General features: G+C 73.4%; 11 protein-coding genes. 7 read left to right on the top strand and 4 right to left on the bottom strand.

Annotated elements, in window-relative coordinates; genetic code table 11:
* The first annotated feature begins 176 nt into the window (after positions 1-176).
* From ACZ60W_RS08225 to ACZ60W_RS08200, 6 genes are all read left to right on the top strand, one after another.
* Positions 177-560, top strand: coding sequence for a hypothetical protein (locus ACZ60W_RS08225; protein ID WP_469754560.1), 384 nt, complete (start codon positions 177-179; stop codon positions 558-560).
* 79 nt (positions 561-639) lie between these two features.
* Entirely contained in the window at positions 640-1317 is a 678-nt protein-coding gene (locus ACZ60W_RS08220; RefSeq protein WP_469754559.1) for a DUF3105 domain-containing protein, read from the top strand.
* On the top strand, positions 1314-1943 hold the full coding sequence (locus ACZ60W_RS08215; RefSeq protein ID WP_469754558.1) for a DUF305 domain-containing protein: 630 nt from the start codon (positions 1314-1316) through the stop codon (positions 1941-1943). Before ACZ60W_RS08220 ends, ACZ60W_RS08215 begins: the two co-directional genes overlap by 4 nt.
* A gap of 118 nt (positions 1944-2061) precedes the next feature.
* Positions 2062-2481 carry a CBS domain-containing protein gene (locus ACZ60W_RS08210; protein ID WP_469754557.1) on the top strand — a complete coding sequence of 140 codons (420 nt, stop codon included), beginning with the start codon at positions 2062-2064 and terminating at the stop codon, positions 2479-2481.
* Positions 2482-2846: 365 nt separating this feature from the next.
* Positions 2847-3905: a DUF4352 domain-containing protein gene (locus ACZ60W_RS08205; RefSeq protein ID WP_469754556.1), complete on the top strand. Its 1059-nt coding sequence runs from the start codon at positions 2847-2849 to the stop codon at positions 3903-3905.
* Between the two features lie 103 nt (positions 3906-4008).
* Positions 4009-5769: an NAD+ synthase gene (locus tag ACZ60W_RS08200; protein WP_469754555.1), complete on the top strand. Its 1761-nt coding sequence runs from the start codon at positions 4009-4011 to the stop codon at positions 5767-5769.
* Here ACZ60W_RS08200 and ACZ60W_RS08195 read toward each other — a convergent pair.
* From ACZ60W_RS08195 to ACZ60W_RS08180, 4 genes are all read right to left on the bottom strand, one after another.
* Positions 5735-6976: an MFS transporter gene (locus ACZ60W_RS08195; RefSeq protein WP_469754554.1), complete on the bottom strand. Its 1242-nt coding sequence runs from the start codon at positions 6974-6976 to the stop codon at positions 5735-5737. The two genes, ACZ60W_RS08200 and ACZ60W_RS08195, sit on opposite strands and share 35 nt — an antisense overlap.
* A 162-nt stretch (positions 6977-7138) precedes the next feature.
* Positions 7139-8161 (bottom strand): endonuclease/exonuclease/phosphatase family protein, encoded by a 1023-nt coding sequence (locus ACZ60W_RS08190; protein WP_469754553.1) that lies wholly within the window; start codon positions 8159-8161, stop codon positions 7139-7141.
* Positions 8162-8349: 188 nt separating this feature from the next.
* Entirely contained in the window at positions 8350-9123 is a 774-nt protein-coding gene (locus ACZ60W_RS08185) for a TetR/AcrR family transcriptional regulator (RefSeq protein WP_469754616.1), read from the bottom strand.
* 34 nt (positions 9124-9157) lie between these two features.
* Positions 9158-10792, bottom strand: coding sequence for an MFS transporter (locus ACZ60W_RS08180; RefSeq protein WP_469754552.1), 1635 nt, complete (start codon positions 10790-10792; stop codon positions 9158-9160).
* A gap of 194 nt (positions 10793-10986) precedes the next feature.
* On the opposite strand from ACZ60W_RS08180, the gene panB reads away from it, so the two are divergent.
* Positions 10987-11850 carry a 3-methyl-2-oxobutanoate hydroxymethyltransferase gene (gene panB / locus ACZ60W_RS08175; protein WP_469754551.1) on the top strand — a complete coding sequence of 288 codons (864 nt, stop codon included), beginning with the start codon at positions 10987-10989 and terminating at the stop codon, positions 11848-11850.
* Positions 11851-11971: the final 121 nt, after the last annotated feature.

Here is an 11971-nt window from a genome sequence, read left to right as displayed (position 1 = left end):
TCCCACCACATGGTTTCGCGCACGTTGCACACCCATACTGCCCGCTCGGGTGTGACACAGGTAACGGGGAGAGGCCGAAAGCGGGTGCCCGTTCCCCCGTCCGGTGCCCGCCGACCGCCGCTCGGTGGTACCCCGTTCGGCCCACGGGGACCCCGCGCCCACTACGATCTGCGCCCATGGGGGCCTCACGGCTCGTACGCCTGTCCCACGACGCGCGTCCCATGGCACTGGCGAGTGCCGTGGCGACGCTCCTCGCCGCGCTCTTCCTCTGTCTGGGGACGGGCCCGGAGCGGCAGGACGCCCACCACGAGGGCGACGGGACCCCCCGGGCGACGGCGGTGGCGGTGGGCGAGTACGTCTGCCCCTACGACCGCGGTGGCTGCTCCCTCTTCCCCTCCCTCTCCCCCGCGGTGCTCAGCGCGCCCCCGCTCGACCCGCCGGTGCAGGCGGAGGGCGGGCTGCCGCGCCTCACGGCGTTCGCGGGAGAGGGCCCCGCGCTCCGTTCCGGTGCCCAGCCGCGCGCTCCGGACCTGCACGTCCTTCAAGTTCTCCGGACGTGACGGCGGCGGGCGCACCGCCCCCGCACGTCACGTGCACCCCCCGAACTCCACCCCACCCCTGAAGAAGGACGACACCACCATGGCCGCCACCCGCTCCTCCAACGCCGACCGCCGCGCCCGAATAGAGGAGATGCGCCGCGCCGAGCAGGCCCGTGAGCGCCGCAACCGCTTCATCACCATCGGCGTCTCCGGCGTCGTCGTCCTCGGCCTGGTCGGCTTCGGCACCTTCGTGCTGATGAAGAAGTCCGACGAACAGGACGCCAAGGACGCCGCCGCCAAGGCGCCCATCGCGGCCGAGAAGTCCTGGGACGTGAAGAAGCTGGGCCGCAACCACGTCGAGACGGCCGTGAAGTACGACATGAAGCCGCCGGTCGGCGGTGACCACAACCCGGTCTGGATGAACTGCGACGGCGTGGTCTACAAGGAGAAGGTCGCCGACGTGAACGCCGTGCACTCGCTGGAGCACGGCGCCGTCTGGGTGACCTACAACAAGTCGGCGCCCGAGGCCGACGTGAAGAAGCTCGCCGACAAGGTCGGCAAGACGAAGTACACGCTGATGAGCCCCGTGGACGACCAGGCCGGCGCGATCATGCTGTCCGCCTGGGGCAAGCAGGTGACCGTGGACGGCGCCGACGACCCGCGGGTCGACGCGTTCTTCACGAAGTACGTGCAGGGTCCGCAGACCCCGGAGCCGGGCGCGGCCTGCACGGGCGGCATCGGTGCGGAGGGCCAGGGCGGCGCGGGGATGGGCCAGTGAGGCTCAACCGCACGCAGGGGGCGGCGGTCAGCGCCGTCGCCCTGGCGCTGCTGTTCGCCGGGGGCGCCGTGACCGTCGCCTCCGCCGACCGCGAGGAGGCGCCCCGCACGCCGGACGCCGCCTCGGCGGACGCCGGCTTCGCGCGGGACATGTCCGTCCACCACCAGCAGGCCGTCGAGATGTCGTTCATCGTCCGGGACCGGACGAAGGACGAGGAGGTCCGCAGGCTGGCGTACGACATCGCCAACACCCAGGCCAACCAGCGGGGCATGATGCTCGGCTGGCTGGACATGTGGGGGCTGCCGAAGGTCCAGTCCGGCGTGGAGCCGATGACCTGGATGGGCATGGGCGGTTCCGGTGACGCGGGTCCGCTGGACGGGGCGCTGATGCCCGGGATGGCGACCAACGCCGATCTGGACCGGCTGCGCGCGGCGAGCGGCCGGGAGGCCGAGGTCCTGTACCTGAAGCTCATGACCGAGCACCACCGGGGCGGCGTCCACATGGCCGAGGGCTGTGTGGAGAAGTGCACCGTGGGGGTCGAGCGCGGTCTCGCACAGGGCATGGTCGACGCCCAGAAGTCGGAGATGGCGCTGATGGCGGACATGCTGAGGAAGCGCGGGGCCTGACCCCGGGCGGTGCCACGGCCCCCGCGACCCGCTGCGGTCGCGGGGGCCGTGGCGTCCGCCGACAATGGGTGGGCTCGGGGACTTCGTACGACGACGTTCGACGAAAGGTACGTACCCCATGACCACGGCGAAGGACATCATGCACTCCGGGGCCCGGTGGATCCCGGCACACGAGACGCTGGACCGCGCCGCGCAGCTGATGCGCGACATGAACGTGGGCGCGCTGCCCATCGCCGACGAGAACGAACGGCTCTGCGGCATCATCACGGACCGCGACATCGTCGTCGGCTGTGTGGCCATGGGCCATGACCCCTCCAAGATCACCTGTGGCGAGATGGCCAAGGGCACGCCGCGCTGGGTCGAGGCGGGCGCGGACGTGGGCGCGGTCCTGGAGGAGATGCAGAGCCACCAGATCCGGCGGCTGCCCGTCATCGAGGGCAAGCGGCTCGTCGGCATGATCAGCGAGGCCGATCTGGCCCAGCACCTGTCGGACGAGCAGATCAAGTCCTTCTGCGCGAGCGTCTACGCCGCTTCCTGACCGGAGCCGAGGACCGCCCGGGCGACGGCGTCCGGGCGGTCCCGCATGCCAGGTGGCCGGAGGGCTCGACCGCCTCGTAGCGGGCGCCGAGCCGTCGGGCGAGGGCGCGCCGGCGGCTCTCCCGGCGGGCGGAGCCGTCGGGTGCGGCGAGGACGGTGACCGGCAGTCCGGGCGGCGGGGGAAGGTGCTCCGCGAGGGCGAGCGGCCCGGCGGCGACGGCAGCGGGGCGCGGGGTGGGCGCACGGGGTGGTGGCGGAGGGAGTCGCGGAGGGGCGGCGGTCGCCCCTGCGCCGATCGAAAAATTGCTGGCCAGAGCCTCGCGTTCGGCTAACGTCGGTCCTTCGGATCAGCTCGGAGGACCTCGCATGACCACGCCCGCAGACCAGCCCGCCACGGCCCCCTGGGCTCCGCCCTCCACGAAGCCGTCCGGGGGCCCCGGGGCCGCCGGGGCACCGGCGCCCGGGCCGGACGCGCTCCCCGGGCCGGACGCGCTCCCCGGGCCGGGCTCGCTCCCCGGGCCGGACGCGTCCCCCGGGCCGGGCACGCCGCCGGAGGCGGAGACGTGGCCGGAGGCGGGGACGTGGCCGGAGGCGGGGACGTCGTCGGGCGCGGCGGCCTGGCCGGGCGCGGGGACGTCCGCGGCACCCCCGTACGCCGCGCCAGCCGTCCGCAGCGGGCTCGGGGTGGGCGCCCTCGTCATCGGTGTCGTGGGGCTGGTGTTCGGGGTGATCCCGTTCCTCTTCTGGCTCGGGGGGATCATGGGCGTCCTGGCGCTGGTCCTCGGCATCGTCGGGTACGGACGCGGTTCGCGGGGCGAGGCGACCGACCGGGGACAGGCGGTCGCCGGGATCGTGCTGGGCACGGTGGCGATCGTCGTCTCGGTGGCGTGGACGACGGCCCTGTTCTTCCTGGTGTGGACGGCCGACGACCACGCGGACTCCTACGACCCCTTCGTCTCCGCCTCGCCGGAGTACGCGGAGCCCACGCCCGAGCCGACGACGCCGTCGCCCTCGCCGACTCCCCCGGCGCCGCTGGCGTTCGGCCGGACGCACACGTACGCGGACGGGGTGAAGGTCACCGTGTCGGTGCCCGCGCCCTACCGGCCGGACGCGTACGCCGCCGGGCACGAGAAGGGCGACACGGCGCTGCGGGTGACGATCACGATCGTCAACGGCAGCGACCGCCCCCTGGACGTCACGACCGCCCTGCCGGACGCGCGCGACGCGGAGGGCGCCCAGGCGAGCACGGTCTTCGACGGCAGCCGGGGCACGGAGATGTTCCGGGGCACGATCCTCCCGGGCAAGCAGGCCAAGGCGGGCTACGCCTTCTCGCTGCCGGCGGACGCGGACGAGGAGTTCCAGCTGGAACTGGCGCCCAAGCTCCTGGAGTACGAGCCGGTGATCTGGACCGGGCGCGTGAAGTAGGGGCGCCGCCCAGGACACCGGTCCCGGGACGAGGGACCGGGACCGCGGCACTCCCGGCCGGGATCCCAGGACATAGCGTCGGTCTGACGATTACACTGGGCGGGTGCCTCAACTACGCCTCGCCCTGAATCAGATCGACTCGACCGTCGGAGACATCGCCGGGAACGCCGAGGCGATCGTGCACTGGACCCGGCACGCCGCCGGGCAGGGCGCGCATCTCGTCGCGTTCCCCGAGATGGCGCTGACCGGATACCCCGTCGAGGACCTCGCCCTGCGTTCCTCCTTCGTCGAGGCGTCCCGGGAGGCCCTGCGGGGGCTCGCCCGGCGCCTGGCGGACGAGGGCTTCGGGGAACTGCCGGTCGTCGTCGGCTACCTCGACCGCTCCGAGCGGGCCGCGCCGAGGCTCGGCCGGCCGGCCGGGTCGCCGGAGAACGCGGCCGCCGTCCTGTACGGCGGCGAGGTGGCGCTGCGCTTCGCCAAGCACCACCTCCCCAACTACGGCGTCTTCGACGAGTACCGCTACTTCGTGCCGGGCGACACGCTGCCGGTCGTGCGGGTGCACGGCGTCGACGTGGCCCTGGCGATCTGCGAGGACCTCTGGCAGGACGGCGGCCGGGTCCCCGCGGCGCGGGCGGCGCGGGCCGGGCTGCTCCTGTCGGTGAACGCCTCGCCGTACGAGCGGAACAAGGACGACACCCGGCTCGAACTGGTCCGCTCGCGGGCCCGGGAGGCGGGCTGCGTCACCGCCTACCTGGCGACCACCGGCGGCCAGGACGAGCTGGTCTTCGACGGCGACTCGATCGTCGTGGACGCGGCCGGCGAGGTGATCGCACGGGCGCCGCAGTTCGTCGAGGGCAGCGTGATCCTCGACCTGGAGCTGCCGGCGGCCGACGCCGACGCGCCCGGGGGCGTGGTCGACGACGGGCTGCGGATCGACCGGGTGGTCCTCTCCGAGGAGCCGCTGCCGGCGTACGAGCCGGAGCTGACGGGCGGCACCGCCCACCGGCTCGACGACGACGAGGAGGTGTACTCGGCGCTGGTGATCGGGCTGCGGGCCTATCTCGCGAAGAACGGTTTCCGCTCGGTCCTGGTCGGCCTGTCCGGCGGCATCGACTCCGCGCTCGTGGCCTCCCTCGCCTGCGACGCGCTGGGCGCGGACCAGGTGTACGGGGTGTCGATGCCGTCGAAGTACTCCTCCGACCACTCGCGCGGCGACGCGGAGGAGCTGGCCCGCCGCACCGGCCTCCACTTCCGCACCGTCTCCATCGAGCCGATGTTCGACGCCTTCATGGGCGCCCTGGGGCTCACCGGGCTCGCCGAGGAGAACCTCCAGTCGCGGCTGCGCGGCACGACCCTGATGGCGCTCTCCAACCAGGAGGGCCACCTCGTCCTGGCGCCCGGCAACAAGTCGGAGCTGGCGGTGGGGTACTCCACGCTGTACGGCGACTCCGTGGGCGCGTTCGGGCCCATCAAGGACGTCTACAAGTCGGACGTCTTCCGGCTCGCGCGCTGGCGCAACCGGGCCGCCGAGGACCGCGGCCAGGTCCCGCCGATCCCGGAGAACTCGATCAGCAAGCCGCCCAGCGCCGAGCTGCGCCCGGGGCAGGTGGACACGGACTCGCTGCCGGACTACGAGGTGCTGGACGCGATCCTCGCGCTGTACGTGGACCAGGACCGGGGCCGGGAGGCGATCGTGGCGGCCGGCTTCGACGACGAGCTGGTGACGCGGACGCTGCGGATGGTGGACACGGCGGAGTACAAGCGGCGCCAGTACCCGCCGGGCACCAAGATCTCGGCGAAGGGCTTCGGCAAGGACCGGCGGCTGCCGGTCACGAACCGCTGGCGGGAGTCGACGACCGGCTGACCTCCGGCGCGACGCCCGTGCGGGAGCCTCCGGCCACGACGCGGGAGGCCCCCTCCGCCGGGCCGCCGGCGCGGTCGAGCAGTCCCGCGGCCACGGCGATCACCAGGCCGACCACGGTGAGCCCGGCGCCGACCAGGGCCGGGGAGGTCCAGCCCCAGCCTGCCGCGACCGCCGCCCCGCCCGCCCATGCGCCGCCCGCGTTGGCGAGGTTGAAGGCGGAGTGGTTGGAGGCGGAGGCAAGCGTGGGGGCGTCCTTCGCCTTGTGCATCACCAGCATCTGGAGCGGGGTGGTCGTCATGAAGCCGACCGCGCCGAGGACGACGACCGTGACCAGGGCCAGCCAGGGCACGTGGACGGTGAAGCGGAAGGCGACCAGGGCCAGGACGAGGGCGGCGAGGGAGCCGTACAGGGTGGGGCGCAGCGCCCGGTCGGTCAGCGGGCCCGCGGCGAGCGCCCCGCCGGTCATGCCGAGGCCGAAGAGGGCGAGCACGATGGTGACGGTGGAGTCCCCGAAGCCCATCACCTCGGTGGTCATCGAGGCCAGGTACGAGTAGACGGCGAAGACGCCGGCGAAGCCGAAGACGGCCGTGAGGAGCCCCAACAGCACCTGGGGGCGGCCGAGGGCGCGCAGCTCGCGGCCGAGGCCCTGGCGTTCGTCGACGGACACGACCGGGACGAGGCGGGCGAGGGCGGCCATGGCGAGCAGGCCGATCGCGGAGACCACCAGGAAGGTGGCCCGCCAGCCGAGGTGCTGGCCGAGGAGCGTGGCGGCCGGTACGCCGAGGATGTTGGCGACGGTGAGGCCGAGGAACATGGTGGCGACCGCGCGGGCCTGCCGGTCCTCGCGCACGAGCCGGGCGGCGACGACCGCGCCGAGGCCGAAGAAGGCGCCGTGCGGGAGGCCGGCGAGGACCCGGCCCGCGACGAGCCAGCCGAAGCCGGGGGCGAGCGCGGAGGCGAGGTTGCCGACCGTGAAGAGGGCCATGAGGAGCAGCAGCATCCGCTTGCGCGGGACGCGGGAGCCGAGGGCGGTGAGCAGCGGGGCGCCGACGACGACCCCGATCGCGTACGCCGAGACGAGGTACCCGGCGGTGGGGACGGAGGTGCCCAGGTCGTCGGCGACCTGGGGCAGGAGGCCCATCATCACGAATTCGGTGGTGCCGATGCCGAAGGCGGAGACGGCGAGCGCGAGCAGCGCCAGGGGCATGGGGAGAGCCTTTCCTGAAGATAGTTCTTCGACGGAACAAAGGCTCTCAGGTGTTTTCTTCCCGCCGGTCGCCGGGGGATGAAGGGCAGGTTTCGGCCGGGCGCCCCGGGGCCGGACGCCCCGCGGCAGGGCACCCCGCGGCCGGACGCCCGCGGCCGGACGTCAGAGCCGTACGCGGGCGGCGATCGGCAGGTGGTCGCTGTCCGTCGCCGGCAGGGCCCAGGAGGAGACGGGCTCGACGCCCTTCACCATGATCTGGTCGATCCGGGCCATCGGGAAGGAGGCCGGCCAGCTGAAGCCGAAGCCGTCGCCGGCGGCGCCCTGGGTGGAGCGCAGCTGGGAGGTGACGGCGTTGAGCGCGCGGTCGTTCATGGTGCCGTTGAGGTCGCCGAGGAGGACGACCCGCTGGTGGGGGTCGTGGGAGATGGCCTCGCCGAGCGCGTTGGCGCTGGTGTCGCGCTGGTTGGCGGTGAAGCCGGCGTTGAGCTTGACCCGGACCGACGGCAGGTGGGCGACGTACACGGCCACCTCGCCCTGGGGGGTCACGACGGTGGCGCGCATGGCGCGGGTCCAGCCCAGCCGGATGTCGACGGGCTGCGCGGCGCGCAGCGGCAGCTTGCTCCACAGGCCGACGGTGCCCTGCACGGAGTGGTGGGGATAGCTCTCCGCGAGACCCCGCTCGTAGGTGGCGACCATGTCGCCCTTGAGCTCCTCCAGGGCGAGCACGTCGGCGCCCGAGGCGGCCAGCGCGCGGGCGGTGCCCTCGGGGTCGGGGTTGTCGGCGTTCACGTTGTGGGTGGCGACGGTCAGGTCTCCGCCGGCGACCGACTTGTCGGCGACGAGGCCGCCGAAGAGGTTGAGCCACACCACGGTCGGCAGCAGCAGGGCGATCAGGGCGGTGGCGGAGCGGCGCACCAGGGCGAGGACGAGCAGCAGCGGCAGGAAGAGGCCGAGCCAGGGCAGGAAGGTCTCGGTGAGGCTGCCGAGGTTGCCGATCTTGTTGGGGATCTCGGCGTGGAACACCATGAGGAGCGTGAGCGCCACCGCCGTGAGGGCGAGCACGATGCCGCGGCGCCAGATCCCCGGATCGCGGCGGAGCCGGCCGAGGGCGGTCCCGAAACGCGACCCGGAGCGGTCGTTCCCCGCGCCGCCGTGTTCGGTCTCCGTCATGTCCACCCGCGCCATCGCACTGTCCTCACTGCTGCCGTGCCGTCTTGCGTGACCCGGAGTCGACACTAGGCGATTCCGGGTCCGTCGTACTCCCCCAGGGACGACGGAGGCGCGTGGCGGGTTCCTGCAGGTGGCGCGGGCGCCGACCCTGTGACAGAACGCGCACATTCGTACGGGTCGGTGCCGCTGTGCGCCGGTCCGGGTCAGCCGCGGGGGCGCAGGCCCTCCATGACCGCGTCGACGACCCGTTCGGCGAGGCCGGGCTCCAGGGTGGCGCCGGGGCGGATGACGGTCCGCAGCAGCAGGGGGCCGGTGAGGAGGTCGTTGACGAACTCGACGTCGAGGTCGGCGCGGATCTCCCCCCGCTCCATGCCGCGGCGCACGGCGTCCAGGCCGATGCGGCGGCGCGGTTCGATGACGGTGTGGTGGTAGGCGTCCCAGAGCTTGGGGTAGCCCTGCATCTGCGCGAAGACGTGGTGGAGCACCGCGGAGCTGCGCTTGGCGAGGCCGCGCCGGCGCAGCGACTCCAGGAGCGCGACGAGGTCGTCCCTGACCGAAGTGCCGGGGAGCACCGGGTCCGGGGGCTCCACCGAGCGCACCAGGTCGATCAGGAGCTCCTCCTTGCCGGCCCAGCGGCGGTAGATCGTGGCCTTGCCGACGCCGGCGGTGCGGGCGATCCGCTCGACCGACAGGTCCGCGAGCGGCACCCCCTCGGCGAGGAGGCCGGCGGCCGCGTCGAAGATCGCCTGCTCGACGGCCTCGCTCCGCGGCCGCCCCCGGCGGGCGGGCTCGGCGGCGGCCCCGGGTTCGGCGGCGGCCCCGGGCGCGGCGGCTGCTCCGGGCGGCGAGGGCGCGGCGGGGGTGCCCGCCGCGCCCGGCGCCCCGGCGTCGGGGCCCGTGCCGGCTCCCCCGCCGGCGCCGGGGCGCGGGTGCCCGGCGTCGTGGGGGTCCGGGGTTCCGCCGTCCTGCAGCGACACGTGCTCCGCCTCTCGTCCGGGTGCTGCCACCTGGCTATCGTCGGGCCGATTCTCCCGCCTCGCCGCCGGTCGCGGGGACCGCGGCCCGGGCGGCGTCGCCGTCCGGGCCGTCGTCCGGGGTCTGCGGGGCGCGGCCCGGGAGGAACGCGGCGACGACGGCCGCGCCGGCCAGCGCGATGGCGGCGGAGGCGACGGCGGTGACGTGCATGGCGCCGAGGAAGGCGTCGTAGGCGGGGGCGACGAGGTCACGGCCCGCCGGACCGAGCTTCTCGGCGACGGCCAGGGTGGCCTCGACGGACTCGCCGGCCGTGTCGCGCAGGGCGGCCGGGACGGCGCCGAGGTGGCCCTCGATCTCGCCGCGGTAGGTGGAGGAGAGCACCGAGCCGAGGACGGCCACGCCGAGGGCGCCGCCGACCTGGCGGAAGGTGTTGTTGATCGCCGAGCCGGAGCCGGCCTTCTCGCGGGGCAGGGTCTGCATGATCGCGACGGTGACCGGCGGCATGATGTGGGCCATGCCGGCGCCCTGGAGGAAGAACACGACCTCCAGGACCCACACGGGCGTCGAGGCGTCGAAGAGGGCGAAGGCGGAGAGGCCGAGGGCGACGAGGAGCATGCCCGCGGTGCAGACGGCCTTGGCGCCGAAGCGGTCGACGACGAGCCGGGCCCGGGGCGAGAACACCATCTGCGCGACGGCGAGCGGCAGGATGAGCAGTCCGGACTGCAGGGCGCTGTAGCCGCGGACGCTCTGGAGGTAGAAGGCGGAGAAGAAGGTCACGCCCATGAGCGCGAAGAAGACGAGCGCGATCGCGGCGACGGCGGCGGCGAAGGCGGGCTTCTTGAAGTAGGTCATGTCGATGGCCGGGTGGTCGCTGCGCCGCTCGTGGAGCACGAAGCCGACGAGGACCGCGAGGCCGCCGAGGACGGGGGCGAGGACGGTGACGTCGGTGAAGTCGGCCAGCTCGCCGCCGCGGATGATCCCGTAGACGAGGAGGACGAGGCCGACGACGGAGAGCAGCACGCCGGGGACGTCGACGCGGCCGGGGCGGGGGTCGCGGGAGTCGGGCACGAGCCAGGTCATCAGGGCGAGGGCGAGGATCACCACGGGCACGTTGACGAGGAAGATCGATCCCCACCAGAAGTGTTCGAGGAGGACGCCGCCGGTGATGGGGCCTATCGCGATGGCGAGGCCGACGCTGCCGGCCCAGATGCCGATGGCCTTGGGCTGCTCGTCGCGCTCGAAGACGTTCATGAGGACGGCGAGGGTGGCGGGCATGACGAACGCGGCGCCGAGGCCCATCACGGCCCGGTAGGCGATGAGCTCGCCCGGGGTGGCGGAGAAGGCGGCGAGGGCGGAGCCGATGCCGAAGACGGTGATGCCGAAGAGGAGCACCTTCTTGCGGCCGAGCCGGTCGCCGAGCAGTCCGGAGGTGAAGAGGAGTCCGGCGAAGACGAGCGTGTAGGAGTTGATCGACCACTCCAGCTCGCTCTGGGTGGCGCCGATGCCGGTGGGCGCGGGGGCGGCGATCGTCCTGACCGCCACGTTCAGGATCGAGTTGTCCAGGACGACGATCAGCAGGCTGAGCATGAGGACGCCGAGAACGGCCCAGCGGCGCCGGTGGACGGCTTCGGACACGCGGGGCGGGGCGGGGACGACGGACTGCGGTGACATACGGACCACCGTAAGGGCGATTTTCGATACGAGACCGTCTCGTATCGAAAACCTGACCGAGGCTTTACGTTGCCGGGGTGTGAACAGCGCCACTCCGGCCCACTTCCCCGCCCGCCCGGCGAAGTGCCACCATGGATGTGGTCCGGGGACGCCGTGAGGGCGCCTCGAGATGACACAACAAGGAGCCGTTCACCATGACGCTTCAGGCTGCCCCGAAGACGTCCGCCGACAGCAGCAAGGCGCTGTACGGGGGCAAGGGCACTCGCCGCATCACCGTCCACGACATCGCCGCCGCCAAGGTCCGCGGCGAGAAGTGGCCCATGCTCACCGCCTACGACGCGATGACCGCCTCCGTCTTCGACGAGGCCGGCATCCCCGTGATCCTCGTCGGCGACTCGATGGGCAACTGTCACCTCGGCTACGACACCACCGTGCCCGTCACGATGGACGAGATGACGATCCTGTCCGCCGCCGTCGTCCGGGGCACCCGGCGCGCCCTCGTCGTCGGCGACCTCCCCTTCGGCTCGTACCAGGAAGGTCCCGTCCAGGCCCTGCGCAACGCCACCCGGCTGGTCAAGGACGCGGGCGTCCACGCGGTGAAGCTGGAGGGCGGCGAACGCTCGCTGGCGCAGACCGAGCTGCTCGTCCAGGCCGGCATCCCCGTCATGTCCCACCTGGGCCTCACCCCGCAGTCCGTGAACACCATGGGCTACCGGGTCCAGGGCCGCTCCGACGAGGCCGCGCACAAGCTGCTCCGCGACGCCAAGGCGGCGCAGGACGCGGGCGCGTTCGCCGTCGTCCTGGAGCTCGTGCCGGCCGAGCTGGCCGCCGAGGTCACCCGCTCGCTGCACATCCCGACCGTCGGGATCGGCGCGGGCGCCGGCACCGACGCCCAGGTGCTCGTCTGGACCGACATGGCCGGCCTCACCGGCGGCAAGGTCCCGCGCTTCACCAAGCAGTACGCGAACCTCCGCGAGACGCTCGGCGACGCCGCCCGCGCCTTCGCCGAGGACGTCTCCGGCGGGGCGTTCCCCGCCGAGGAACACACGTTCCACTAGGTCCGCCCCGGTCGTCCGGCCCGGAAAGCCCCAGGGCCGGACGAACCGGCACAAGCCACTGCGGCACCACCTACAGCCCGCCGACATCCCCCATCGGCGGGCTGTAGGCCGCCTGTAGGGG

This window comes from Streptomyces sp. NPDC104202 (assembly GCF_055584185.1).
Note: the sequence above shows the minus strand (reverse complement) of the source record. Positions and strands in the feature narration are given on the sequence as shown.

What these genes read in the sequence shown, in the direction of transcription:
- ACZ60W_RS08225 (WP_469754560.1), top strand. Translation starts at nt 177, where the DNA reads ATGGGGGCCTCACGGCTCGTACGCCTGTCCCACGACGCGCGTCCCATG.
- ACZ60W_RS08220 (WP_469754559.1), top strand. Translation starts at nt 640, where the DNA reads ATGGCCGCCACCCGCTCCTCCAACGCCGACCGCCGCGCCCGAATAGAG.
- ACZ60W_RS08210 (WP_469754557.1), top strand. Translation starts at nt 2,062, where the DNA reads ATGACCACGGCGAAGGACATCATGCACTCCGGGGCCCGGTGGATCCCG.
- ACZ60W_RS08205 (WP_469754556.1), top strand. Translation starts at nt 2,847, where the DNA reads ATGACCACGCCCGCAGACCAGCCCGCCACGGCCCCCTGGGCTCCGCCC.
- ACZ60W_RS08195 (WP_469754554.1), bottom strand. Translation starts at nt 6,976, where the DNA reads ATGCCCCTGGCGCTGCTCGCGCTCGCCGTCTCCGCCTTCGGCATCGGC.
- ACZ60W_RS08190 (WP_469754553.1), bottom strand. Translation starts at nt 8,161, where the DNA reads ATGGCGCGGGTGGACATGACGGAGACCGAACACGGCGGCGCGGGGAAC.
- ACZ60W_RS08180 (WP_469754552.1), bottom strand. Translation starts at nt 10,792, where the DNA reads ATGTCACCGCAGTCCGTCGTCCCCGCCCCGCCCCGCGTGTCCGAAGCC.
- panB (WP_469754551.1), top strand. Translation starts at nt 10,987, where the DNA reads ATGACGCTTCAGGCTGCCCCGAAGACGTCCGCCGACAGCAGCAAGGCG.